This is a genomic window from Leucobacter sp., assembly GCF_053528595.1.
Map to the genome: position 1 here is coordinate 19,180 of NZ_JAIVPF010000056.1, position 23,459 is coordinate 42,638.

General features: G+C 69.7%; 23 protein-coding genes, 2 tRNA genes and 1 pseudogene. 8 read left to right on the plus strand and 18 right to left on the minus strand.

What is annotated here, in order from left to right:
• Positions 1-86 precede the first annotated feature (86 nt).
• Genes ACWKZU_RS11480 through ACWKZU_RS11495 form a run of 4 tightly spaced genes read right to left on the minus strand, consistent with a single transcriptional unit; the run spans position 87 to position 3,491 of the window.
• Positions 87-1,568 (minus strand): TRAP transporter large permease, encoded by a 1,482-nt coding sequence (locus ACWKZU_RS11480; protein WP_449282462.1) that lies wholly within the window; start codon positions 1,566-1,568, stop codon positions 87-89.
• Between the two features lie 39 nt (positions 1,569-1,607).
• Complete coding sequence (locus ACWKZU_RS11485) at positions 1,608-2,153, minus strand: TRAP transporter small permease (protein ID WP_449282463.1); 546 nt, start codon at positions 2,151-2,153, stop codon at positions 1,608-1,610.
• An 8-nt stretch (positions 2,154-2,161) separates the two neighbouring features.
• A complete protein-coding gene (locus ACWKZU_RS11490; RefSeq protein ID WP_449282464.1) occupies positions 2,162-3,049 on the minus strand; it encodes an NAD(P)-dependent oxidoreductase in 888 nt (295 codons plus the stop codon).
• 4 nt (positions 3,050-3,053) lie between these two features.
• The gene (locus ACWKZU_RS11495) at positions 3,054-3,491 is read right to left on the minus strand and encodes a carboxymuconolactone decarboxylase family protein (protein WP_449282465.1); all 438 of its coding nucleotides are present in this window, start codon (positions 3,489-3,491) and stop codon (positions 3,054-3,056) included.
• A 217-nt stretch (positions 3,492-3,708) separates the two neighbouring features.
• Here ACWKZU_RS11495 and ACWKZU_RS11500 point away from each other — a divergent pair, with 217 nt between their 5' ends.
• Positions 3,709-4,659 carry an AraC-like ligand-binding domain-containing protein gene (locus tag ACWKZU_RS11500; RefSeq protein WP_449282466.1) on the plus strand — a complete coding sequence of 317 codons (951 nt, stop codon included), beginning with the start codon at positions 3,709-3,711 and terminating at the stop codon, positions 4,657-4,659.
• Positions 4,660-4,737: 78 nt separating this feature from the next.
• Here ACWKZU_RS11500 and proC read toward each other — a convergent pair whose 3' ends face one another.
• Positions 4,738-5,601 (minus strand): pyrroline-5-carboxylate reductase, encoded by an 864-nt coding sequence (proC, locus tag ACWKZU_RS11505; RefSeq protein ID WP_449282467.1) that lies wholly within the window; start codon positions 5,599-5,601, stop codon positions 4,738-4,740.
• Between the two features lie 78 nt (positions 5,602-5,679).
• Between proC and ACWKZU_RS11510 the strand changes: the two genes are divergently transcribed.
• Complete coding sequence (locus ACWKZU_RS11510) at positions 5,680-5,982, plus strand: hypothetical protein (protein WP_449282468.1); 303 nt, start codon at positions 5,680-5,682, stop codon at positions 5,980-5,982.
• Positions 5,983-6,117: 135 nt separating this feature from the next.
• On the opposite strand, the gene ACWKZU_RS11515 is transcribed toward ACWKZU_RS11510, so the two are convergent.
• Entirely contained in the window at positions 6,118-6,552 is a 435-nt protein-coding gene (locus ACWKZU_RS11515) for a nucleoside deaminase (RefSeq protein WP_449282498.1), read from the minus strand.
• A 56-nt stretch (positions 6,553-6,608) separates the two neighbouring features.
• On the opposite strand from ACWKZU_RS11515, the gene upp reads away from it, so the two are divergent.
• Positions 6,609-7,247: a uracil phosphoribosyltransferase gene (upp, locus tag ACWKZU_RS11520; protein WP_449282469.1), complete on the plus strand. Its 639-nt coding sequence runs from the start codon at positions 6,609-6,611 to the stop codon at positions 7,245-7,247.
• A gap of 161 nt (positions 7,248-7,408) precedes the next feature.
• On the opposite strand, the gene ACWKZU_RS11525 is transcribed toward upp, so the two are convergent.
• Positions 7,409-7,882: a hypothetical protein gene (locus tag ACWKZU_RS11525; RefSeq protein WP_449282470.1), complete on the minus strand. Its 474-nt coding sequence runs from the start codon at positions 7,880-7,882 to the stop codon at positions 7,409-7,411.
• A 124-nt stretch (positions 7,883-8,006) separates the two neighbouring features.
• On the opposite strand from ACWKZU_RS11525, the gene ACWKZU_RS11530 reads away from it, so the two are divergent.
• From ACWKZU_RS11530 to ACWKZU_RS11540, 3 genes are all read left to right on the plus strand, one after another.
• A tRNA-Thr gene (locus ACWKZU_RS11530) sits at positions 8,007-8,078 on the plus strand.
• 28 nt (positions 8,079-8,106) lie between these two features.
• Positions 8,107-8,183 (plus strand) — tRNA-Met (locus ACWKZU_RS11535).
• A gap of 201 nt (positions 8,184-8,384) precedes the next feature.
• Complete coding sequence (locus tag ACWKZU_RS11540; protein ID WP_449282471.1) at positions 8,385-9,254, plus strand: hypothetical protein; 870 nt, start codon at positions 8,385-8,387, stop codon at positions 9,252-9,254.
• A gap of 823 nt (positions 9,255-10,077) precedes the next feature.
• On the opposite strand, the gene ACWKZU_RS11545 is transcribed toward ACWKZU_RS11540, so the two are convergent.
• The gene (locus tag ACWKZU_RS11545; RefSeq protein ID WP_449282472.1) at positions 10,078-10,800 is read right to left on the minus strand and encodes a hypothetical protein; all 723 of its coding nucleotides are present in this window, start codon (positions 10,798-10,800) and stop codon (positions 10,078-10,080) included.
• Positions 10,801-11,027: 227 nt separating this feature from the next.
• Here ACWKZU_RS11545 and ACWKZU_RS11550 point away from each other — a divergent pair, with 227 nt between their 5' ends.
• Together ACWKZU_RS11550 and ACWKZU_RS11555 are read left to right on the plus strand one after the other, a co-directional pair.
• Entirely contained in the window at positions 11,028-11,585 is a 558-nt protein-coding gene (locus tag ACWKZU_RS11550; protein ID WP_449282473.1) for a hypothetical protein, read from the plus strand.
• 132 nt (positions 11,586-11,717) lie between these two features.
• Positions 11,718-12,560 carry a DUF1684 domain-containing protein gene (locus ACWKZU_RS11555; RefSeq protein WP_449282474.1) on the plus strand — a complete coding sequence of 281 codons (843 nt, stop codon included), beginning with the start codon at positions 11,718-11,720 and terminating at the stop codon, positions 12,558-12,560.
• On the opposite strand, the pseudogene ACWKZU_RS11560 reads toward ACWKZU_RS11555, so the two are convergent.
• The 10 genes and pseudogenes from ACWKZU_RS11560 to ACWKZU_RS11605 form a co-directional block, all read right to left on the minus strand.
• A pseudogene (locus ACWKZU_RS11560) lies at positions 12,529-14,246 on the minus strand (amidase). The gene ACWKZU_RS11555 and the pseudogene ACWKZU_RS11560 overlap by 32 nt on opposite strands.
• Positions 14,243-15,265, minus strand: coding sequence for an agmatine deiminase family protein (locus ACWKZU_RS11565; RefSeq protein ID WP_449282475.1), 1,023 nt, complete (start codon positions 15,263-15,265; stop codon positions 14,243-14,245). Before ACWKZU_RS11565 ends, ACWKZU_RS11560 begins: the two are co-directional and overlap by 4 nt.
• Positions 15,262-16,290, minus strand: a complete 1,029-nt coding sequence (locus ACWKZU_RS11570) for an agmatine deiminase family protein (protein ID WP_449282476.1) — start codon at positions 16,288-16,290, stop codon at positions 15,262-15,264. The genes ACWKZU_RS11565 and ACWKZU_RS11570 overlap by 4 nt, the downstream gene beginning before the upstream one ends.
• A gap of 75 nt (positions 16,291-16,365) precedes the next feature.
• Positions 16,366-16,977: a TetR/AcrR family transcriptional regulator gene (locus ACWKZU_RS11575; protein WP_449282477.1), complete on the minus strand. Its 612-nt coding sequence runs from the start codon at positions 16,975-16,977 to the stop codon at positions 16,366-16,368.
• Between the two features lie 49 nt (positions 16,978-17,026).
• The gene (locus tag ACWKZU_RS11580; protein WP_449282478.1) at positions 17,027-17,785 is read right to left on the minus strand and encodes an ATP-binding cassette domain-containing protein; all 759 of its coding nucleotides are present in this window, start codon (positions 17,783-17,785) and stop codon (positions 17,027-17,029) included.
• Entirely contained in the window at positions 17,782-18,747 is a 966-nt protein-coding gene (locus tag ACWKZU_RS11585; RefSeq protein WP_449282479.1) for an ABC transporter ATP-binding protein, read from the minus strand. Before ACWKZU_RS11585 ends, ACWKZU_RS11580 begins: the two co-directional genes overlap by 4 nt.
• A complete protein-coding gene (locus ACWKZU_RS11590; RefSeq protein WP_449282480.1) occupies positions 18,732-19,586 on the minus strand; it encodes an ABC transporter permease in 855 nt (284 codons plus the stop codon). The genes ACWKZU_RS11585 and ACWKZU_RS11590 overlap by 16 nt, the downstream gene beginning before the upstream one ends.
• On the minus strand, positions 19,583-20,530 hold the full coding sequence (locus ACWKZU_RS11595) for an ABC transporter permease (protein WP_449282481.1): 948 nt from the start codon (positions 20,528-20,530) through the stop codon (positions 19,583-19,585). Before ACWKZU_RS11595 ends, ACWKZU_RS11590 begins: the two co-directional genes overlap by 4 nt.
• A 2-nt stretch (positions 20,531-20,532) precedes the next feature.
• Entirely contained in the window at positions 20,533-22,029 is a 1,497-nt protein-coding gene (locus ACWKZU_RS11600; protein ID WP_449282482.1) for an ABC transporter substrate-binding protein, read from the minus strand.
• 195 nt (positions 22,030-22,224) lie between these two features.
• On the minus strand, positions 22,225-23,439 hold the full coding sequence (locus tag ACWKZU_RS11605; RefSeq protein ID WP_449282483.1) for a pyridoxal phosphate-dependent aminotransferase: 1,215 nt from the start codon (positions 23,437-23,439) through the stop codon (positions 22,225-22,227).
• Positions 23,440-23,459 lie beyond the last annotated feature (20 nt).

The following is a 23,459-nucleotide window of genomic DNA, read 5'->3' on the forward strand; positions in this document are numbered from 1 at the left end:
AGCGAGCATGAGTTCATTGTTCAGTGGCGCGTGCGCGCTGTCTTTGGCGAGCGGCGCAGACGGGTGAGGTGTTCGCGCAAGGAGCGTCAGCCCGCTCCCTGGGCGACGAGGGAGGGCAGGAACAGGGTGATCGCCGGCACGAAGAAGAGGACCGCCGACACGACGAGATCCATGAGCATCAGCGGCAGCACGCCCTTGAAGACCGTCTCCGTGCGCACGCCGGTGGCACCGGAGACGACGAAGCAGGTCATGCCGACGGGTGGTGTCACCATGCCGATGGCCGTGAGCTTCACGATCATGAGGCCGAGCCAGATCCCGTCGAACCCGAGTTCCATCGCGATCGGGTAGATGATCGGGATCGTGATGATCAGCACCGAGATCTCGTCGAGCGCCGTGCCGAGCGGCAGCAGCAGCAGGAGCAGGAGACCGATCGTCAGGAGCGGCGGCACGTCGAGCCCCGCCACCCAGTTGGTGACGGTGTCGGGCACGTGGGCCGCGATCAGGAACGTCGAGAACACACTCGATCCGACGAGGATCATGAACACCATCGACGTGGTCTGCGCCGTGTCGAGCAGCGCGCCCTTCACGTTGCCCCACATCGTCGACCACCCGTCGCGGCGGAACTCCCAGAGCAGGATCAGGAGCGCGACGAACGCGGCGATCGCGGCCGACTCGGTCGACGTGAAGACACCCGAGAACATGCCTCCGAGGATGATCAGGAAGATCACGCTCAGGCGCACGAGGCCGCGCCAGGGCAGGGTGCGCAGCGTGCGGCCGTAGACCTGCTGCACGGCCTCGGTGTTCGGCGTGCCCGGCGGCAGGGCTGCCGCGCTCACGCCGGAGTCGCCCGAGCCAGAGCCCCCACCAGGGCCCGAGCCGCCCGAGCCGCCCGCCCGTGCTTCGGCGGCGCCGGCGTGAGCGACCGCCACGGCCTCGGCGAGCGTCGCCTCGGGCCGCACGATCTGCCGGTGCCCGACGACCAGGATGTAGACGATGTACCCGAGCGCCGAGAGGATGCCCGGAATGATGCCCGCCGCGAGGATCTGCGCGACCGATTCGCCCGTCATGATCGCGTACAGCACGAGGAAGGTGCTGGGAGGGATCACGACGCCGAGCGTACCCGCGATGGCCACGATGCCGGTGGCGAGCGCTGCCGGATAGCCGTAGGCCCGCATCTGACCGACCGACAGCTTCGACATCGTGGCGGCCGTGCCGATGCTCGATCCCGAGACCGCGGAGAAGCCGGCGCAGGCCATGACCGTGGCGACGCCGAGACCGCCCGGGAATCGGCTGACCATGTGGTTCGCGACGGCGAACACGTGCTCCGCGATCCGGGCCCGCATCGCGAACATGCCCATGAGGATGAACATGGGGATGATCGTCAGCGAGAAGCTCGCCGTGGCGCTGAAGGGCACCGATCCGAGCACGTTGGTGGTGTAGCCGGTGCCCTGCAGGATGCCGAGGCCCAGCGCGCCCGAGAGGGCGAGCGACAGGGCGACCGGCATGCGCAGCATGAGGAGCACGATGAGCAGGACGACGATCGTGAGCACGATCAGCGTGACGAGCATGAGGACCTCCCGGTCTGCGAGACGAGCTGTGTGCGGGTGCTACGCATCGAGCACCACCTCCGCGTCCTCTCCGTAGGCGGTGCGGCCCCGGATCACGCGGATCAGATTGACGAGCGCCACGAACGTCCAGAACAGCACCCCGATCGCGATGATCCAGCGCAGCGGCCAGATCGGCCACTGCACGAGGCCGAATCTGGTCTCGCTCATGCTCGTGGACTGCGCCGCGCGCATGAGCAGCGCGGCCGTCATCCAGCCGAGGATCGTGGTGTTCAGCGCCCAGATGAGCACCGAGACGGCCCGGGCGATCCCGGGCTTCAGGCGATCGGTGACGATCGTGACCGCGACGTGGCCGCCCTGGATCGAGGTCCACGCGAGACCGAGGAACACCGAGGCGACGAGCGCGGTCTCCGCGATCTCCATCATGCCGGGCAGGCTCGCCCGCGTGATCCAGCGCACGAGCACGTCGATCACCGTCGCGAGCATGAGCACGACGAGCGCGCCCGCCGCGATGACGCCGAGCGCGGCGCTGAACCGCTTCAGCCAGCGGTCGAAGACCGATCCTCCGGGTGCTGCAGAGATCTCCACGGCTCCGCCTACCGATCTCGCCAGTACTCGAAGGCACGGGTGTGGTCCACGTCTCCGAGCGCCTCGAGGGCGTCGCCCATCGTCGCGGCCACCGCGTCGCAGACGGGAGCCGCGTGCCCCGCGGCCTCCTGCACCCGCTGCGCGATCCGCACGTCCTTCGTGAAGAGCGGCAGCGCGAATCCGCTGGAGTACTCCCCCGCGACGATGTGCTCGGGCAGCACATGGGTCGTCACGAAGCTCTGGCCCGTCGAGGCGTTGAGCACTTCGACCATGACCCCCGGATCGAGGCCGAAGCGTCCGCCCGCGACGAGGGCCTCCGCCGAAGCGGTGAACGCCGCCGCCGCGACGAAGTTGTTGAGTGCCTTCATCGCGTGGCCGGTGCCGAGCCTGCCGGTGCGGAAGATGCGCGAGCTCATCGCCTCGATGACGGGGATCGCCCGCTCGGCAGCCGCGTCGTCGTCGGCGCCGAGCATGATCGACAGGGTGCCCTGCACCGCACGCTCACGGGCCCCCGAGACCGGGGCGTCGACCATGCGGTACCCCGCCGCGCTCAGCGCCTCACCCGTCTCCACGGTCTCCGTCGGATCGGAGGAGCTCATGTCGACGAAGACGGTGCCGGGACGCGCGGGGATCCGCGGGCTGCCCTCGTCGTCGAGGAGCGCCCGGCGGACGATCGCGCTCGTCGGCAGCATCATCACGATCACCTCCCGGTCCCCGAGGTCCGCGATGCTCTCCACCGCGGCGGCTCCGATCCGCTCGGCGAGGATCCGCGCGCGCTCGTGATCCACGTCGAACAGGGCCAGGTCGAATGCCCCCGATGCCGCGATGTTGCTCGACATGGGATCCCCCATGGTGCCCAGGCCGATGAAGCCGACCCGTGTGATCCGCTCGTTCATATCGTCACTCCCTTCCCTGCGGGACCCGCTGCGCCCGCGCCGACTCGCCGTCGAGATCCAGCGAGACGCCCTGCTCCTCGAGGATCTCCTCGACCGCTCGCAGCCCCTCGACCGCTGCGGGGATGCCGCAGTACAGGATCGAGTGGACGACCACCTCGCGCAGCTCCAGCGGGGTGACGCCGTTCGCGAGCGCGCCTCGGGCGTGGATCCGGAGCTCGTGCGACTTGCCCTGCGCGATGAGCATCGCGAAGGTGATCCGGCTGCGTTCCGCGTAGGAGAGCCCCTCGCGCTGCCAGATGTCGCCGAAGCAGTAGCGGGTGACGAAGTCCTGCAGCTTGTCGTTGAGGTCCGAGGTGTGCTCCACCTGGCCTTCCGCTCCCTGCGGCCCGAACATCGTGCGGCGCTGGCCCAGGCCCACGTCGTACAGCTCGTCTTGGATCACGATCCACTCCTTTGAAGATTCCCCGACGCGGCGGCCTCGCCGCGCATGCACTTCAGTGTGCCCGAGCCTCCGGCCGGCCCACTTGTTCATCGCCGCAGGTGCGATGGCAGTTCGCGCAGGCGTCGCTCGCGGTCCCCATTACCAGGTGGAGGAGTCGGGCCGATGTCCGTATTGTTAAGGGCGGACGACGATGTTCAACAGGCAGGGAGGCAGGCCGATGTCGGTGCACGATCGCCAGTATTCGATGGAGTCCCACGAGTCGGTCGGGTTCGACGAGTGGGTGCGCCTGGTCGGCAACCGCTTCGTGCCGCTCGCGCTGTCGACCGGTTCGCCCGACACCTTCACGGGCACGCTCCGCAGTCGCACCATCGGCGGCATCTGCATCACCGACATCGCCGCATCGTCGCACAGCGTGCACCGGCTCTCGAACGCCATCCGCCGGGACAAGAACGACCACCTCAAGCTGAGCATGCAGCTCGAGGGTGCGGGCCTGGTGCTGCAGGACGGGCGCAGCGCGCACCTGTGCCCCGGCGACGCCGCGATCTACGACACCTCCCGCCCCTACACGCTCGAGTACGGCGGCCCCATGCGCTCGCTCGTCATGCTCTTCCCGCACTCCATGCTGGGGCTCTCCGCCAGCATGGTGCACACGGTCACCGCGACGCGTCTCGCCGGAGACTCCGGGATCGGACGGGTGATCTGCCCGTTCATGCAGCACATGGCCGAGAACCTCGACCAGCTCGAGGGGGTGGGCGGCTCGCGCATCATGCACAGCGCCTTCGAGCTGATCACCGCACTGCTCTCCGCCGAGATCCACGCGACGTCGCCGAACGACGAGCACGGAGTGGCGTTCGAGTCGGTGCGCATGTACATCGATTCGCACCTCTCCGACCCCGACCTCAACACCGACGCGATCGCGAAGGCGCACTTCGTCTCGACCCGTCAGCTGCAATACCTCTTCCAGGAGGAGGGCCTCACCGTGTCGGGCTACATCCGGTCCCGACGCCTCGAGCGCTGCCGCATGGATCTCGAGGACTCGGCGCTGCAGGAGCGCACCGTGCTGCAGATCGCCCAGGCCGGCGGCTTCGTCGACCTCAGCCACTTCAGCAAGCTCTTCAAGTCGACCTACGGCCGCACGCCGCGCGAGCACCGGCTCGCGCACGTCTGATCCGGGCACGCGCGTTTCCCCGAGCCCGTCGAGGGGAACCCGGCGTCCCTTCGACGAGCTCAGGGCAGGGGCGCGTCCTTACTCCCCGCGCTCCAGTTCCTCCGAGCGGCGCACGTTCGCGGCGAGCGCGCGATCGAACAGCTCGCCCCAGCCGGCGCCCTGCAGCACCGCGATGGCCTGCTCGGTGGTGCCCTTCGGGCTCGTCACGTTGCGGCGCAGCTGGGCGGGGTCCTCGCCGCTCGCCTGCATGAGCTCGGCCGCGCCCGCGATCGTCTGCTGCACGAGCAGCCGCGCCTGATCCTCGTCGAAGCCCAGGCGCCGGGCGGCCCCCGTCATCTCCTCCGCGTAGAGGAAGAGGTAGGCGGGACCCGATCCGGACACCGCGGCGACGTCGTTGATCTGGTCCTCGCGCACCACGAGCACGATCCCCACCGTCTCGAACAGCCGGCGCACCGTGTCGACCGCCTCGGGGCCGGCCGAGGCGCCGGGGGCCACGCCGGTCGCCCCGCGCCCGATGTGCGACGGCGTGTTCGGCATCGCCCGCACCACCGAGACACCCTCGGGGAGCAGCTGCTCGATGGCCGAACTCGGTACGCCGGCCGCCACGCTCACAACGATCGCACCGGGTTCGAGGTCGTCGGCGATCTCGCGCACCACATCGGCGATCATCCAGGGCTTCACGCCGAGGATCACCAGCCGGGCCCCGCGCACGGCGTGGCGGTTCGCCTCCGGATCGCTCTCCGAGGCGAAGGCGAGCACGTCCTCGGCGCCCGAGAACTGCTCGGCGCTCGCGACGGAGCGCGTGGTCACCGCGATGGGACCCTCGATGCGCACGCCGGGCGCGCGCAGGCCCGCGAGGATCGCGCCCCCCATCGATCCCACGCCGATCATGGCGGTCCGGGGCAGCGCGTCGCTCTCGGGCAGGTGCTTCGTCTCGTTCATGCCGCCAGTCTAGAAGTGCGCCGCGTAGAATGTGGCAGAACAGGCCACACGAGCCGGCGTCCGGGAGGCAATCGAGTCATGAGCGAACAGCACGAGCACACCGCCGAGATCACAGCAGCGCTGCTGGAGAGCACGCACGTCCGTCGTGTGCTCGATCTGGACGTCCAGGGTGCCGACGACGCGCTGTTCGTGGGGGCGAAGATCGACATCGATCCCGACGCCACCATGCGCGAGGTCTCGGTGATCCTGTACCAGGCCAAGCGGCGCGTGCTGGCGGCTGTGCCCGCGATCGAGGCCATCTACATCGAGCCCGACGTGTACCTCGATCCCAACGCGAAGACGCCGTCGACCAGCACGATCGTGATGCTCTCGGAGGACTGAGGGAGCCGCTCCCCTCTCGCGCCCGCCAGCGCGCGCCTGCCGGTCGCGCTGCGCGCCCGTCGGTCATCCTGCGCACCCACGGATCATCGCGCGCGTCCGCCGGTCATCCTGCGCGCAGTCGCAGGATCCACCGCCCTACCGGCGCGTCTCGAAGAACTCGCGCAGCAGCGCAGCGCACTCCTCGGCGCGCACCCCGGCGACGACCTCCGGCACGGGGTGCGGCAGCCGTCCGTCGCGCAGCAGATCGTAGACGCTGCCGACGGCGCCGGCCTTCTCGTCCCAGGCGCCGAACACGAGCCGCGGCACGCGCGCCGCGAGGATCACGCCCGCGCACATGACGCAGGGCTCGAGCGTCACCACGAGGGTGCAGCCGTCGAGCATCCGATCCCCCGAGCGCCGCGCCGCCTCCCGGATCGCGAGCACCTCGGCGTGGGCCGTCGGATCCGGATCCGCCTCTCTCGCATTGCGACCCGAGCCGATCACCTCGCCGTCCGCGTCGAGCACGATCGCGCCCACCGGGATCTCCCCCTCGGCGGCGGCGCGACGCGCCTCCTCGAGGGCGCGGCCCATGGCCGCGAGCTCGGTGCGCGATGGAGGGATCGGGGTCACGGCAATAGGATAGGCCCATGCGAGTCTTCGTTGCGGATCATCCCCTCATCACCCACAAGCTCACGGTGCTCCGCGACGCGAAGACCCCTCAGCCCACGTTCCGGCTGCTCATCGAGGAGATCATGACGCTGCTGGCCTACGAGGCGACCCGCGACGTGCGCGTCGAGCCGCACGAGATCCGCACCCCCGTCGCGCCGACCACGGGCGTGCGCCTGAGCGAGCCGCTGCCGCTCATCGTGCCGATCCTGCGCGCGGGGCTCGGCATGCTGGAGGGCATGGTCAAGCTCGTGCCCACGGCCGAGGTCGGCTTCCTCGGCATGGTGCGCGACGAGCAGACCCTGCAGCCCACCACCTACGCCGAGCGCCTGCCCGACTCGCTCGCCGGACGCCAGTGCTTCGTGCTCGATCCCATGCTGGCGACGGGCGGATCCCTCGCCGCCGCGATCCGATTCCTCTTCGACCGCGGCGCCGACGACGTGACCGCCATCTGCGTGCTCGGCACCCCCGAGGGCGTCGAGGTGATCCGCGAGGCCGCCGGCGACCGCAATGTGACGCTCGTGCTGGGCGCGATCGACGACGGCCTCAACGACCAGGCCTACATCGTGCCGGGCCTCGGCGATGCCGGCGACCGCCTCTACGGTACCGTCGACCACTGATCGGACTCCGCTCCCGAGCTTCGAGCAGCCCCTGCCGTCCTGTCCACGCGCGTCAGTAGTTGTCGCCAAACCTCCTGCGAGGTAGCAACTACTGACGCGCGTAGTGGAGAGGCCGCGGGGCGGAGGAGCCGCCGGGGCGGGAGAGCGGCGGGGCGGACGGCCTAAGCCAGCGGGTGCGGGGCCATCTCCGTCTCGCCCGGGTACTCGTCCTCCTCGGGCTTGGGATCGCGCGCGTCGGCGTAGGCGAAGCCGAGCGAGGCGATCGCCAGGGCGAACGCGACGATGCCGAACGGGTTGCACAGCGCGATCGACATCTCGACCGAGAACGCCGATCCCGAGACGAGGCCGAGGATCGAGACGAGGCCGTCTGCAGTGAGATCCGGCACGGTGAGACCGAAGGCGATCGCGCACAGCCAGGCCAGGATCAGGGTGACGATCGTGCTGCGACTCGTGCGGCGCCCGCGATCCCGGGTCACCCGCAGCCGCCGCGCCAGCCAGATCTGCAGCCAGGCGAAGAGCAGCCCGATGGTGGGGAGATACCACCACGTCAGCGATCCCCCGATGCCGAACGGCCAGCGGCCCACGGACATCCACAGCGCCAAAACCACCCCGACGATCGCCACGATCCGGCTCACTCGCACTCCTCTTCTCGGCCCCTCCTAGCTTAGGCCCAGCATCGGACATGCCCGGCGCCTGCGGATTTCGCATCGCCCTGCAAAAAGTGCTATTCTCTAACGGTTGTCACCGCAGGGTGACCGCGCCCCGATAGCTCAGTGGTAGAGCACTTCCATGGTAAGGAAGGGGTCGCCAGTTCAATCCTGGCTCGGGGCTCTGACTCTGCCGGTTCTACCGGAAGTTTGGCTGAGTAGCTCAGCTGGTTAGAGCGCACGACTCATAATCGTGAGGTCGCGGGATCGAGCCCCGCCTCAGCTACCAGAGTCACACAGAACCCCTGCAACCGCAGGGGTTCTGTCGTAGATGCCGTTCGCGCGATGCGTTCCGACTCTTCCCGGACGGGGCTTCTGCGATGGCCGATCGACGTGTTGCAACGAGCCTGCGGGAGTATCGATGTCTCGGTTCAGCACCCGATCGCCCCGCCCCGCCCCGCACTACCCGACACCATGGGAGCGGCTCGCGATGATCCTCCTCCCAGACGAGGCCACGGACGAGGAGGACGCAGGCCTCTTCTCGGGTTCCTTCTCGGCGCTCGCCGCATGGCATGCCATTTTCCAGGCCATGGAGTCGCAGGTCTATTTCTTCTCATCCGAAGAAGATGTCGAACAGGTGGCGACTGCCCAGGAGATCGAAATCGTCAAAGCAGCATTGTCCGACCAGGGGATCTCTGCCGCGTGGAGCGCTCCCTTCGATCCGAGGCACCAGAGTGTGGTCTCGAAACCATCTCCAGATGGAGAGCTGAGACCCGCTGCCGTCAGCCCCCACGACCCGCAGCAGAGCCTCGTGAGCTTCATGAACGATGTCCGAGAAGGAACGGGATTCGGGACGTGGTGGACGGATCCGACCGGAATGGACATCACGCAGACCAGCGGCGCCCAACCCGGCCTCCCCGCTACGGGACTGTTGGGGAACGAAGACGACAACGCGGCCGAACGCGCTTCCCTGCTATCGGCGACCGGGGCGGAGCGACCCCTCGAGATCTACGAGATCGACTCCCCCGAAGACTGGCTTGCGCTTCTTGCGCTGGCTCCGGTCGATGTCACGAGAACACGACGCCGCACCTGGGGGAGATGGGAACCGGACACTCGATGGGAGATGCCGGATTGGGCCGCGCTTTCATCGAGCTTCGACGGGGTGCACCTCACCGTGAACGGCTACCTGCAGCTCTCGTGCTCGCCGCTGGAGACCCCTTCCGGCGCCCGAACGCTCATCGCCGGCTGGGGCCCCGATATCACCACCTGGCTCCGGAGGCCCGCACTGACCTGGGGAACACCGTTCGAGGTCAGGCGAGTGAGCGATGCGCAATGGGTGCCAGCCTCTGAGACCTGCTGAACTCGGGGAAAACCCCGGGAAGGCCAACTGCTCACGGTCTTCCGCGGCCTGGATCCGAACTGCGGCAGATGGGAGGCCCCGCGCAGCCGAAAGAAGGCCCCGGGGGCCTTCTTCGCAAACCCGGTTCCCCGCGTGTCCCCCATGCGTGGGTCATTTCCCGTGATCGCGCCCCGTTTCGGCCGCGCAGTGCATAGGCTCGCAGAAGCGCGTCCTCACACGGAGGCCGCGAAGAACCTGGTGGTGCTCCTGCACGGAGTGGGTATCCTTGGCGCAAGCCGCGCTCGGGAGCACCGCGAGGTACGCGAGTAGCCGCCGCATTCATGGTGGTGCGGAGACTCGCGTGGAGAGCGCCTGTCCTCCTCGGTGGGAGGGCGGGCGCTCTTGCATGCGCCGCGCCACCGCATCGCGCCGCCACCGCGCCACCGCACCACCGCGCGCGCCGCGCACGAACGCGCTCCTCCGCGGCGGAGCAGACCCGGAGGGCTGAAGATCCGATGCGGGCCGTCGCACGCGTCTCACCCGCCGCACATCGTTCGGGAAGAGAGGAAGAATAAGACCGGCCTCATGCCCCGCGTCCCAGGGAGTAGGGGGGGCGGGAACTGCGGAACATGGGCCGGTCACGAGACCCGCCGGCAGCACTACTCGGGGAGGAGATGGCTCATTCAGCGGACTCGGTCGCTCCTTCGGAGCGATCCTGGACGGGATACGGTCGAGGTGCCGAGAAGGGGGGTTCCAGCCGTGCGACCGATGTCCAGGAACTTCAGGCTAAGCGGCCCGGCTCGCGCACACGAGATCGGAGCCGACTTTGACCTCTTATCTGAGGTCAAACGCCTCGATCGCTTGCCGAATGGGGGTTGTTCGGGCTATAGGACCCGCGCGGCAGCGACGGGTCGAGATATCCGTCGGCCCAGGCCACCCGTCCGTAGTCGAGCTTCGACCGGACCACGACGCCGATGGCCGCGTACTTCTTCTTGACGCGATCGAGGTACTGCTTCGCGGTCTCGCGGCTGATGCTCATCGACGCGCCCACCTCCTCGATGGTGAGTCCGGAGGCGTAGAGCACCAGTGCGCGCTCCTCCTGCATGCTCAGGCCGGGCCGTTCCGGGTCCCCCGCGATGACGGACGCGAGTTCCGCGGTCACCCACTGCTCACCTCGGAGCACCGCCTGCACCGCGGCGAGGATGTCCGCCTCGCCATCCCGTTTCCCGACGACGCCCGCGACGCCGGCCTGAATGACGCTCCGCACGAGCGGCGGGGACGCGAGGGCCGAGAGCACGAGGACCAGGAGTCCTCCCCGGACCATCGCCTCGACGGCCGCCGCGCTCACACTCGGCTCGCGATCCACCATCAGGTCCAGCACCAGCAGATGCGGTCGCTCCTCGCGCGGCACGCTCCTCGCCCAGTCGAGGAACTCGGGCGCCGACGCACCGCTGAACACGATCCTGCAGGCACCGGCGCGCTTCAGCAGTTCCTCGGTCCGGGCTCGCTGCAGCAGGTGATCCTCCACGATCGCTGCGCGAAATCGTCTCGGCAACCGCTGCGTCATCGTCGTCTCCGATCACTCCCTCGCAGAACGTAGCACAACGGCCGGATCCGCCATCATCCCGTGCAACCCGTTGCACCGGGCGACCGAGGGAGAATCGAGATTCTGCGACTACTCCTTATAGGGCAGGAATCCGCCTCCGCGCAAGCGATCGCTCCGAATGGGGGTCATTCTCCGGGATTCCGGAGCGTGGTGCGTCGCAGATTCCGCCGGTACGTATGGTGTCTGCCATGCCGCATGCACCGAGTGTCGTCCCGCTGCCGTTTCGCACGACCTATCGCGTCGTCGCGCTCCGAGGCGGGCGCAGGACGGCGGATCACCTCCTCGCGCAGCGCCGGAAGGACGACCACGTCGAGCTGCTGCTCCTGTACGGCGACGACGAGGACGCGGGAGAGATCCCGCCGGCACCGATGTACGCGAAGCAGGGCGCGCGGGGAGCATGGATGCCGTTCGAGGGGGGCCGGGCGTTCCGACTGCTGCTGGCACCGGATCTCGACCGCTTCTATCTCTACGGGCAGGCGGTGGATCTCGCCGCGTTCGGCGAGATCCCGGCCGATATCGCGATCCGGGAGTACGGCGCGGCCGCGTATCAGGGCGAGACCTTCAGCTTCATGAGGATCACCGCAGACGCGCCTCGGGAGCGGATGCGCACGCCTGCCTTCCGGCTGCGCAGCGTCACGAACGAGCCGCGCCCCGCCACCCTCGTCCACGGAACCGATCGCACCCTGGACGCGTTCGTCTGGAGCACCGACCAGATGCCGCAGTACTTCATCGAGTCGAGGAACTAGGCGGGCGCACCGAGCCCGCCCGCTCGGCAGCCCGGCCCGCAGGGCTGCAACACGAGGACATCTGCGGAATGGCGACGCGGCGACCCCGGTTATCGTCGGGCGTACCGCCGTTCGACACCCCGAGGAGAAGCCATGCCGCATCCGCCCGCCGCACTCGACCCCGAAACCTTCAGCGCCGCGCACGATGCCTGGCACGCGCAGGTGGAGGCCGGCCGCACCGCACCGCACGGACCGCTCAGCGTCACCGCCCTCCACTGGCTCACCGACTCGCCCCGGCATTACGCGGGCGCACCCGGCACCTGGTGGGTCGATCTCCGCACCGGGGTCGTCACGGCCGAGATCCCCGACGAGGCGGGCGTGACGCGGGACGGCGCTCCCCTGACCGGCACCGTCCGCTTCGAGCCGCTCAGCGGCATCGAGTCGTTCGTACTCGAGTGGGGCGAGAGGCGTCTCGAGCTGGCGGCGCGGAGCGGCGGCATCGTGCTCCGGCCCCGCGATCCCGAATCGCCGGACCGCCAGGGCTACGCGGGCACCGAGACCTTTCCCCCGTCGCCCCGCTGGCTCGTCCGGGCGCGCTTCGCGCCCGCGCACCGGGAGGCCGTCGAGGTGGATTCGGCGGCGGGTCCGACGGCGAAGCAGCACTACGACTCCCCCGGCACGGCGGAGTTCGAGGTCGGCCGGCGGACGGTGCGGCTCACGCTCTTCGGCGAGCACGACGGCTCGCCGCTGCGGGCCCTCTTCGCCGACCTCACCGGAGAGGATCTCACCTTCCCCGCCGCCCGGTTCGTCGGCGTCACCCGCATCGACGACGAGACCGTGGAGATCGACTTCAACCGCACCACCAACCCGCCCTGCGCGTACTCGGCGAGCGCCACCTGCCCGTTCCCGCCGCCGGAGAACCGGCTCCCCGTGCGGATCGAGGCCGGCGAGCTGCGCCCGGGCGTCAGACGAGCGGACTCCGCAACGAGCCGGTGACCGAGCGCGGCCGGATCGCGTCGAAGGCGCCCGCGATGCGCAGCACCGCGACGTCGTCTCCGCGACGACCCGCGAAGGTGAGCCCGACCGGCATCCGGGTGTCGCGCATGAGCCCCATGGGCACCGTCGCCGTCGGAACGCCGAGGTGGCGGATCGCGAGGTTGCCGTTGGCCACCCACACGCCGTTGCGCCAGCCGAGGTCCGCCGACGCGGGGTTCACGTCCATGTCGGCCGCTCCGATGTCCGCGACCGCGGGGAAGACGACGGCGTCGAGGCCTTCGTCGTCCATCCAGGTGTCGACGTCGAGCCGCCCCGTCTCGTCGAGGCCTCGCACGAGGGCCTCGATGTGAGGGATGCGCGTCATCGACGAGACGGGGTGCGTGCGCACATGGTCGGGATACGCCCCGACGTCGCCGTCGAATCCGTCGTACCGATCGGGCAGCTCGCCGGGCGCCTTCGGCCAGATGCGGCGACCGTCCACGGCGGCGAGACCGGGCAACGAGGGATCGCCGTTCGCTCGCAGGAAGTCGTCCCACGCCCAGGCCGAGAGGTCGAGGAGCTCGCTGCGGAGCGCCTCCGGCGGCACGAGGCCGCGGGTGGAGATCTTCGGCGCCCCCGGGCGGTCGCCCTCGTAGTTGGACACCGCGGGGAAATCGACCTCCACGACTGTCGCGCCCGCGCGTTCGAGGTCGGCGCGCGCCGCTTCCCAGCATTCGAGTATGGAGCCGCGAGTGACGATCCGCCGGCCGGTCGGGCCGCCGATGCCGGGATCCGCGGCCGTTCCGGCAGCCGGATCGGCGTTGATGTACATCCGCGGCACGCCGATTCTCCGGTCGGCGAGCACATCGCCCGCGCCGCTTCGGGGGACGTGGAGCGACGGGTAGGAGCCGGGCCGCACGTCGGACGATGCGGGGAGCGGCACCCAGGGCTGCACACGCCAGAAGTCGCCGCGCCTCTCGGGATCATCGGCGACGATCACATCGAGCACCTCGAGGAGATCCGCCATGGAACGCGTGTGCGGCACGATGACGTCCATCGTGGGAACGAGCGGCCAGTTGCTCCTGACGGAGATGACTCCGCGCGAGGGCGTGTATGCGTACAGACCGTTGTTCGACGCGGGCGCCCGGCCGCTCGACCAGGTCTCCTCCCCCAGCCCGAACGCCGCGAAGCCGGCGCCGTGGCGGTGCCCGACCCGTTGGACGAGCCGGAACCGTAGGCGGAGGTGAGGTAGTCGGCGTTGTACGGACTCTCCGCGCGACCGTAGACGCCCCGCTGCATGCCGCCGTTCGCCATCGGCGGCATGTTCGTCAGTCCGATGCAGATCGCGCCGGCTCCGCGCAGCCGCTCGATCGTGAAGGCGTCGCGCTGCGCGGTGAGGTGCTCGAACGCCGGGCTGCCCGCTGCGACGGTCAGTCCGCGGACCATGTAGCTGTCCTTCGCGGTGTACGGAATGCCGTCGAGCGGGCCCAGCGCCCGGCCGGCGAGGCGCCGCGCGTCCGAGGCCGCCGCCTCGGCCTCGGCCTCGGGGTTCTGCACGACGACCGAGTTGAGGCGCAGGCCCGAGGCGTCGTGCCGGCGGATGCGCTCGAGGAAGCCTCGGACCAGCTCGAGGCTCGTCGCGCGACCGTCCTCGAGCGCCGCCCGCAGATCGGCGATGCCCGCTTCGACGAGATCGACCGCGCTCATGCCGCCATCGCTCCCGCGGCCGGCTGCTGCTGGGTGATGCAGTGGATCCCTCCGCCGTGCTCGAAGATGGCTCGGGCGTCGACGGCCAGAACCTCGCGGTCCGGGTACGCGTCCCGCAGGATCTCCAGGGCGGCGGCGTCCGCCGGATCGTCGAACGCGCACGAGATGACCCCGCCGTTGACGACCGCGTGGTTGGCGTAGTTCCAGTCGACCCACCCGTCGCCGTCGGTGAGGCGCTCGGGAGCGGGCAGGGGCCGGATGTCCCAGGACGCCCCTCTGGCATCGGTCTCGGCACTCAGGACCCGCTCGAGCAGCCGGCTCACCTCGAAGTCCGGATGGGACGGGTCCGTCTGCCGATGCAGCAGGAGGGTGCCCGGGGCGGGGATGGCCGCGACCATGTCCACGTGACCGCGGGTTCCGTACCCGACGTAGTCGGCGGTGAGCCCGCGCGGCAGCCAGATGACGTGTTCGGCGCCGACGGTGCGCCGCAGCTCCGCCTCGACCCGCTTGCGATCGGCATACGGGTTCCGGAACGGGTCGCGCTGGACGGTCTCAGTGACGATCACCGTTCCGAGTCCGTCGACCAGTATGCCGCCGCCCTCGTTCACGAGCGGCGAGGTCACCGCGGTCGCGCCGGCCTGCTCGGCGACGAACGAGGCGATCTCGGCGTCGAGATCCCACGTCGCCCAGGACCGCGCGCCCCAGCCGTTGAAGATCCAGTCGACCGCTCCCAGGCCTCCCGCGGCGTCGAGCACGAACGTCGGGCCCGAGTCGCGCAACCACGCGTCGTCGTGGGGGACGGTCACCAGGTCGATGTCGCCGCTCAACGACCGGCGGGCGGCTCCCCGCTGTCCCTCCGACACCAGCATGGTGACGGGCTCGAACCCGACCGCGGCGTTCGCGACCGCGCTCCAGGCGGCGACGGCGCGATCGGTTGCGCCTTCGGCGGGGAAGGCCATCCAGAGCCGCTCGTGGGGGGCCGTCTCCGCGGGGGCGACCCACCGGGGTGCCGAGATCACGCCTCGACTCCCTCGGCCGGGATCTGCTGGGTGATGCAGTGGGGGCCGCCGCCGCCCGTGGCGATCGTGGCCGCGCCCACCCCGACGACCTCGCGCTCCGGATAGATCTCCCGCAGCCGCGCGAGCGAGTCGGCCGCACCCGGGCCATGGTCCGTGGGAACGATCACGCCGCCGTTGACCAGGTAGTGATTCGCGTAGGAGACGGTCGCGTCGAGCGGCGGGTCGAAGGCCTCGATCTCGATGGTGCGCCCCCGGGCGTCCGGCGCGGCGGTCAGCGCGGCCAGATTCGCGCGTGCGCGATCGAACTCCGCCGACTCGGGGGACCGGGGGAGCTCGAGCATGACGCGGCCGGGAGCGACGTACTGCGCGACGCCGTCGACGTGGCCGTCGGTGCCGTGCGGACCGGTGTCCGTGCTGTGCCCGTACGGCATCCAGATCACCCGCTCCACTCCGAGGTAGTCCCGGAGTATCCCCTCGATCCGGTCCCGGCTGAGGTGGGGATTGCGATTGGGATTCAGCAGGCACTGCTCGGTCGTGATGAGGGTGCCCTCCCCGTCCACGAAGAAGGAGCCTCCTTCGAGCACCATCGGCGCCGAGAACAGCGGCAGCCCCAGGTACTCGGCGATGCGGTTCGGCACGAGCGCATCGAGATCGTGCGGGTGATAGCGGTTGCCCCAGGCGTTGAAGCCGAACTTGACCACGGCGAGATCGCCGCTGCCGTTCTTCACGAAGATGGGCCCGCTGTCGCGCGCCCAGGAGTCGTCCGTGCCGAACGGCAAAGAGGTGACGGCGGCGGAGCAGCGACGGCGGACGTCCTCCTCGGCGTCCGGCTCGCAGACCATGAGGACCGGCTCGAATGCGGAGACCGCGTTCGCGACATCGCTGTACTCCGCTCGTGCGCGCTCGATGCGATCGCCCCACAGTTCGGCCCGCGAAGGCCACTGCATGATGGTCGCCGAGTGCGGCGTCCACTCGGCGGGCATCCGGTATCCGGCGGCGGTCGGGTTCACAGGCATCATTGCCATGGGTTTCCTCCAATATGGTGTGTCCACTCATATTGGATGAAATCCAAATAAAAGTCAAGCGCCCTCGGAACGCGTTCAGCGGGGCATCGTCGCACTCTCGATTCCGAGCAGATCGGCGACCGTCGCGTCGATCAGGCGCATGATCCTCGGACGATCGACACGATCCGATCCGACGGTCAACTGGATCGACAGCCCGTCGATCAATGCCGAGATGCTCTCCGCGACATCGCTCGGAGCGCTCGTGCGGAAGGCACCGCGCTCGCAGCCGTATTCGATGACCTCCTGGAGGAGCTCGAACCAGCGCTGGTCGATCTGGCGGTGCTCGCGAGCGACGTCCTCGTCCGACATGCCGTACGCCCAGACCTGGAGCCAGAGGTTCCAACCGCTGTCCTGAACCTCGTCCGCGACCGCGCGGCTGATCAGCCAGTGCAGGCGCTCGACGGGGTCGTCGATCCCGATCATCTCCGCGCGGGACTCCTCCAGGAGGGTTTCCTCGCTGCGCCGAATGGCGAGGAGCAGGAGATCCGTCTTCGACGGGAAGTAGTACGTGACGTGCCCCGTCGTCATGTTGGCGCGCTCGGCGACGTCCGACATGCGGACATTCGCGAAGCCCAGCTCCGAGATCGCTCGCCCCGCTGCCTCGAGGACGATCTCCTCTCGCTCCTTACCCTTGGCTCGGCGACTCACGGGGACTCCTCACACGTCGTTCGACGCCGCTTCGGCGCTCGCGCCCATCCTATAAGCGCGGTACCGCGGCGAGAAGCTCCCGGGTGTAGGGGTGCGCGGGCTCGGCGAACAGGAGCTCAGCCGGGCGATCCTCGACCAGTCGCCCGCCCTGCATCACGATGACCCGCTCGCTGATGTGCTTCACGACGGCGAGGTCGTGGGAGATGAACAGCATGGTCAGCCCGAGTTCGTCCCGGAGCCTCATCAGCAGGTTCAGGATGGCGGCCTGCACCGAGACATCGAGCGCGGCCGTCGACTCGTCCGCGATGAGCACCGCCGGTTCGACGGCGAGCGCCCGGGCGATCCCGACCCGCTGACGCTGACCGCCCGACAGGCGTCGTGGCAGCGCGTGGAACGCGGAGTCGGGCAGCCCGACCATCGCGAGCAGCTCGCGGACGCGGGACTCCACCCGCGGACCGCTCGCCAGCCGGTGGAAGCGGATCAGCTCCTCGAGCATCGACCCCACCGTCATCGACGGGTTCAGCGACGAACTCGGATCCTGGAACACCATCTGCAGGCGTCTCACCTGCCCTCGCGTGCGCCGGCGGCCGATGAGCTCGCCGTCCAGGCGGAGCTCCCCGGTCGTGAGCGGAACCAGTCCGACGATCGCGCGAGCCAGGGTGGACTTCCCCGATCCGGACTCGCCGACGATGCCGACCGATTCGCCGGCCCGGACGGTCAGCGACGCCGAATCGAGCGACGGCGGGCCCGAGCGGCGGGTGCGCCCGTAGTGCACGCTCAGATCCCTCGCCTCGATCACTGCGCTCATGCCCCGACCTCCGCGAGGATCTCGCTGCGGATGCACGCCGTGCTTCCGCGTTCCGAGGACTCCAGCCGGTAGGGAGCCGACCGGCACACCTCCGCGGCGAATCCGCACCTCGGCGCGAAGCGGCACCCCGGCGGGAAGCGTCCGGGATCCGGAGGGCTTCCCGGGATCGTCTCGAGCGCGTGCCCCTGCGTGACCGCGGAGGGCGTGCACCGCAGGAGCGCGGCGGTGTAGGGGTGCTGCGGCCGGCGGAGCACGTCCTCCGACGCGCCGACCTCGACGAGGCGGCCCGCGTACATCACCGCGATCCGATCGCTGACGCGGCCGACGACGGCCAGATCATGCGAGACGAAGACCATGGCCATGCCGCGTTCGCGGGTGAGCCGTTTCAAGAGGTCGAGGACTTGCGCCTGGATCGTGACGTCGAGCGCCGTGGTGGGCTCGTCGCAGAGCAGGATCGCGGGATCGGCGCCGAGCGCGGCCGCGATCATCACCCGCTGCCGGAGCCCCCCGGACAGCTCGTGCGGCCACATGCGCGCCCGCACGGCCGGTTCGGGGATGCCGACGTCGGCCATGAGCTCGAGCACGCGGCGGTGCACCGCCGCCCGGGACAGCTTCGAGTTCGCCCGGACCGCCTCGCCGATGAAGTCGCCGACGCGCATCGTGGGGTTGAGCGCGAGCATGGGCTCCTGGAAGACCATGGCGATGCGCACGGCGCCGCTGCTCTCCTCGCCGCCGACCGCCACCCGGCCGCGGCTCCTGGCGCCGGCGGGCAGGAGGCCGAGGACGCCTCGCAGCGTCAGGCTCTTCCCCGAGCCGGACTCCCCCACGATCCCGAGGGTCTCGCCGCGCGCCACCGCGAAGGTGACCCCGTCGACGGGCGAGAGCGACCTCCCGCCGATGTTCAGCTCGATCACGAGGTCCTCCACCGTCAGCACCGCGTCCGTCATCACTTCCTCATCCATGATTCGATCCCCTCCCCGATCAAGCTGAGACCGAGGCCGAACGCCACGATCGCGAGACCCGGGACGGTCGCCAGCCACCACTGCTCCCGGATGTACGCCTGCCCCTCCCCGATCATGGCCCCCCACTCGGGCGCCGGCGGTTGGATTCCCAGCCCGAGGAACGAGAGGGCCGCGAGTCCCAGCGTCGCCGCGACGATGTCCGACGGGAGATACACGACGCTCTGCCGGATCGAGTTGGGGAGCGCGTGGCGCAGGAGCACCCGGGCCTGCGAGAACCCCGAGACCCGGGCGGCGGCGATGTAGTCGAGTTCTCGGATGCGCAGCATCTCCGTGCGGATCAGACGCGCGTAGGCGACCCACGCGACGAGCGTCATCGAGACGAGGATCGACACCGGTCCGGGACCGAGCACGAAGACGAGGGCGATGACCAGGATGTACGTGGGGAAGGCCTGGACCAGGTCGGAGATCCGCATGACGAGCAGGTCGACCCAGCCGCCGAAGTAGCCGGCGAGCGCACCCAGCAGGGTTCCGAGCAGCGCGGGGAAGAGGGCTCCCAGGAATCCGATGAGGAGGTCGATGCGCGACGCCCAGATCATTCGGGACAGGACGTCGCGACCGAGTTGATCGGTGCCGAGCGGATGCTGCCAGCTGGGCGATGCCAGCGCATTCAGGACGTCCTGCGCCATCGGGTCTGCCGGCGCGACGATCGGAGCGAGAAGAGCGGTCAGTATGAATACGGCCACGATCGCGCTTCCGGCCCACACCATCCGCGGGAGCGGATTGCCCCGTTCGCGCTTCAGCCCGGCGACCGCATTCGCCATCGTGCGTGTCGACGTCACGCGTCCACCTTCACTTTCGGATCGAGGATCGCGCCGACGACATCGGCGACGAGGTACACGAGGATCACGGCTACGGCGAAGAGCAGCGCATAGCCCTGGATGAGCGGGACGTCCCGCTGCTGGGAGGCCAGCACGATCCCGTCGCCGATGCCGGGGAGTGCGAAGGTGGTCTCGACGACCACGGCCCCGAACAGCATGTATCCGATGTTGAGCGCCAGGACGGAGACCGTCGGGGGTGCGGCGTTGCGCAGGATGAAGCGCGAGAGCACCCGCGAGGGCCGCACCCCGAGCGAACGCGCCGCGGTGACGTACTCGGCCTCCCGCACGCTGAGCAGGCTCGCCCGCAGGCTCCTCACCTGGAGCGGGGCCATGGACACGGCGAGGGTCAGAGCGGGCAGGACGATGCTCTGCAGGTGCTCCGACGGGGAGTACCCGAAGCCGCCCACGGGGAACCAGCCGGTCGGGAGCGCGACGACCAGGATCAGGATGATGCCGACCCAGAACGACGGCATGGCGAAGAGCACCAGGCCGACCGCCCGTGCCGCGTGGTCGAAGACTCCGTCCGGACGCCGCGCCGCCAGGATCGCCACCCCCACGGAGATGATCACGGAGAAGAGGGCGGCGAATCCGAGCAGCCAGAGTGTGACCGGGAGCCGTTCCGAGATGATCTCGACCACCGGCTGATGCGACTTGAACGAGTACCCCAGGTCGCCGGTCATCACGTTCCCCAGATAGCGGAGGAACTGCATGACGACGGGATCGTTCAGTCCGAGCGCATCGCGGGCCTGAGCGACCTCATCGTCCGAGGCGCGCAGGCCGACCACGAGTCGGGCCGGGTCTCCGGGTGTGATCTTCAGGATCAGGAACACCAGCAGGATCACCCCCACCAGCAGCGGGATCGAGGAGGCGAGCCTGCGGAGGACGAAACCGAAACGGCCGTGCATGGTCAGCGGTCTTCGAGAGTGATCGTGTTCATCCGGTACAGGCCCCAGGGCGTCGGAGCGAAGCCCTCCACCCGCGGGCCGGCCGCGTGCAGCGCTTGGAACTCCGCGACCGCGAAGACGGGAAGCTCCTCGATCGCGTCGTCCTGCAGCTCGCGGATGATGCCCGCGCGGTCCTCCGGAGCCTCCGTCGCGGCGTACTGCTTGAACTGCGACTCGACGCGTGCGGTGTCGGCCCCGCTGAAGAGCCAGGACGTGCCGGTGATCCACGCCAGCGGGTCGATGACGTCCGGCGAGATCGCCCCGTACGACCAGATCATCATGTCGGCGTCGAGTCCGTAGGCGCGGTCGAGGAACGCACCCGTTTCGAGCGGCGTCAGCCGGAGGTCGATGCCGATCTCGATCAGATTCTGCTTCATGATCTGAGCCACCGCGTCGTCGGCCTCGTTCGACGCGTCGTAGATGACCTCGAGAGTCTTCGGAGGCGAGGCGACGAGCGCGATCTCCGCCTTCGCCCGGTCCGGATCGAACGACGGCGGGACGGCCGTCGGCCCCGCCCATCCGGCGAGCCCGGAGGGGATGATGCCCCGAGGCTCGGCGCCGAATCCCTTGAACGCGCCTTCGATGATCGCGTCGCCGTCGACGGCGTGGGCGATCGCGGAACGCAGGTGGAGGTCGTCGAGCGGAGCGCGGGTCACGTTGAAGCTCAGGTGCTCGATCAACGACGGGGGCAGGGCGACGATCGACTCGCCGTAGGCGGCCGAGGCCTGAGGGCTGATGTACTCGGAGATGTCGGCCTGGCCGGACTCGATGAGCGCGGCACCCTGGTTGGTGTCGGTGACCGTGTCGAACACGATGCGATCCACGCCGACCTCCTCGTAGTAGTGCTCGTTCGCGCTCAGCACCGTCTGCCCACCGGTCGACCAGGATTCGACCTTGAACGCGCCGGCGCCGACCGGCTTCTGCCAGTACTCCTCCTCGTCCACACCGCCGAAGTCCTCTGGGAAGATACCCGCCGAGGTCCAGGTCAGCAGCACGGGCAGCGAGTTGTCCGGCTCCGCCATCCGGAACACGACTGTCCGGTCGTCGGGCGCGGTGACCTCGCTGATTCCGGAGAAGAGGCTGCCGTAGTTCGGACCCTCGACCCACACCCCCGCCGAGAAGAGCACGTCGTCCGTGGTCAGCGGCGTGCCGTCGCTGAACTCGACGCCGTCGCGCAGCGTGAAGGTCCACGTGTACGCATCCGGATCGTACTCCCACTCGGTCGCGATGCCGGGGTCGATGGTCTGACCGTCGGGATTGGCGCGCAGCAGCGGCTCGATCACGTTCGCGAGCGACTGGTAGGTCGAGTAGGCCGCGGCGCCATCGGGGTTCCATCCGTCGAACGACTCCGCCCGGATGACCCGGAGCGTGGACGTATCGTCGGCGGGGGCGGCGCACCCGGCGAGCGCCAGGAGCGCGGCGGAAGCGAGGAGTGCGATGGCTGTTTTGCGTCGTTGCATGAGGGCCTCAATCAAGCTTATTTGGATGATATCCAATAGTGCGGCCTGCATGCCCCGATGTCAAGTGCGGGCACGGAGGAGCCCGTCGCGCGCCAGGCCCACGACGGCACCGGCCTCTTCAGATCCGCGCGGAGAGCCTGATCGCACCCGCTTTCCAGCGCATCCCGCTCTGCGGGACGCGCTGGCTCATGCGCCTCAGCCGCGCAGTGCCTGCAGCCGCTCGATCGCGGTGGCCAGCGTACGCTCGTCCTTGACGAAGGTGAAGCGCACCCACGAGGAGAGGGACTCGCCGGTGGCGGATCCCGCGCGGCAGAACGCTGAGATCGGCACGCACGCGACTCCCGCGCGCCCGGGCAGATCCCGGGCGAAGGCGGCGCCGTCGAGCACGCCGGGAGCCAGGAACGGTGCGGCGTCCGCGCACACGAAGTAGGTGCCGTTCGGCACCACCGCCGCGAAGCCGACCTCGCGCAGGCCCGCGACCAGCAGATCCCGTCGTCGCGCGAGCGCGTCGCGCAGTCCGACGACGTCGCCGTCGCCCGCCTCGAGCGCGCGGGCGATCGCCGGCTGGAAGGGCGCCCCGCCCGAGTAGGTGAGGTACTGCTTCACCGCGAGCACCGCCTCGATGAGATCGGTCGGCCCGGTCGCCCAGCCGATCTTCCATCCCGTCAGCGAGAACGTCTTGCCCGCCGAGGAGACGGTGAGCGTGCGCTCGGCCATGCCGGGCAGCGCCGCGATGGGCGCGTGCACGACGCCGTCGAAGACGAGGTGCTCGTAGACCTCGTCGGTCACCACGACGGCGTCCGCGCGCACGGCGGCCGCGGCGATGCGCGCGAGCTCCGTCGCGGACAGCACGGTGCCCGTCGGATTGTGCGGGGTGTTGACGAGAATCACCCGGGTGCGCTCCCCCACGGCGGCGTCGAGCGCGGCGAGGTCGACGCGGAAGCCGTCCGGGCCGGGCACGAGCGGCACCGCGATGTGCGTCGCCCCCGCCATCGCGATCGACGCGGCGTAGGAGTCGTAGAAGGGCTCGAGCGTCACCACCTCGTCCCCGGGGCCCGCGAGCGCGAGGATCGCCGCCGTGATCGCCTCGGTCGCGCCGGCCGTGACCAGCACCTCCCGATCGGGGTCGGGATCGAGACCGTAGTGGCGCCGCTGATGCGCCGCGATCGCCGCGCGCAGCGCGGGGATCCCGCGTCCCGGCGGGTACTGGTTGGCGCCGTCGCGGATCGCCTGCACCGCCGCCTCCCGGATCCACTCGGGCCCGTCGCCGTCGGGGAACCCCTGCCCCAGGTTCGCAGCGCCGGTCGCGTGCGCGAGAGCGGTCATCTCGGCGAAGATCGTGGGACGGGTGGTGCCGTCCGGGGCGACGAGGCCGGCGGCTTCGGACACGGAGCGCCATCGAGCAGTCATAGCCATCAGTGTAGGGCGGC

Excerpts from the sequence above, each read along its gene's own strand:
- ACWKZU_RS11480 (WP_449282462.1), bottom strand. The coding sequence starts at position 1,568 with ATGCTCGTCACGCTGATCGTGCTCACGATCGTCGTCCTGCTCATCGTG.
- ACWKZU_RS11490 (WP_449282464.1), bottom strand. The coding sequence starts at position 3,049 with ATGAACGAGCGGATCACACGGGTCGGCTTCATCGGCCTGGGCACCATG.
- ACWKZU_RS11500 (WP_449282466.1), top strand. The coding sequence starts at position 3,709 with ATGTCGGTGCACGATCGCCAGTATTCGATGGAGTCCCACGAGTCGGTC.
- proC (WP_449282467.1), bottom strand. The coding sequence starts at position 5,601 with ATGAACGAGACGAAGCACCTGCCCGAGAGCGACGCGCTGCCCCGGACC.
- ACWKZU_RS11510 (WP_449282468.1), top strand. The coding sequence starts at position 5,680 with ATGAGCGAACAGCACGAGCACACCGCCGAGATCACAGCAGCGCTGCTG.
- ACWKZU_RS11515 (WP_449282498.1), bottom strand. The coding sequence starts at position 6,552 with ATGGGCCGCGCCCTCGAGGAGGCGCGTCGCGCCGCCGCCGAGGGGGAG.
- upp (WP_449282469.1), top strand. The coding sequence starts at position 6,609 with ATGCGAGTCTTCGTTGCGGATCATCCCCTCATCACCCACAAGCTCACG.
- ACWKZU_RS11540 (WP_449282471.1), top strand. The coding sequence starts at position 8,385 with ATGATCCTCCTCCCAGACGAGGCCACGGACGAGGAGGACGCAGGCCTC.
- ACWKZU_RS11545 (WP_449282472.1), bottom strand. The coding sequence starts at position 10,800 with ATGACGCAGCGGTTGCCGAGACGATTTCGCGCAGCGATCGTGGAGGAT.
- ACWKZU_RS11550 (WP_449282473.1), top strand. The coding sequence starts at position 11,028 with ATGCCGCATGCACCGAGTGTCGTCCCGCTGCCGTTTCGCACGACCTAT.
- ACWKZU_RS11555 (WP_449282474.1), top strand. The coding sequence starts at position 11,718 with ATGCCGCATCCGCCCGCCGCACTCGACCCCGAAACCTTCAGCGCCGCG.
- ACWKZU_RS11570 (WP_449282476.1), bottom strand. The coding sequence starts at position 16,290 with ATGGCAATGATGCCTGTGAACCCGACCGCCGCCGGATACCGGATGCCC.
- ACWKZU_RS11580 (WP_449282478.1), bottom strand. The coding sequence starts at position 17,785 with ATGAGCGCAGTGATCGAGGCGAGGGATCTGAGCGTGCACTACGGGCGC.
- ACWKZU_RS11585 (WP_449282479.1), bottom strand. The coding sequence starts at position 18,747 with ATGGATGAGGAAGTGATGACGGACGCGGTGCTGACGGTGGAGGACCTC.
- ACWKZU_RS11595 (WP_449282481.1), bottom strand. The coding sequence starts at position 20,530 with ATGCACGGCCGTTTCGGTTTCGTCCTCCGCAGGCTCGCCTCCTCGATC.
- ACWKZU_RS11600 (WP_449282482.1), bottom strand. The coding sequence starts at position 22,029 with ATGCAACGACGCAAAACAGCCATCGCACTCCTCGCTTCCGCCGCGCTC.
- ACWKZU_RS11605 (WP_449282483.1), bottom strand. The coding sequence starts at position 23,439 with ATGACTGCTCGATGGCGCTCCGTGTCCGAAGCCGCCGGCCTCGTCGCC.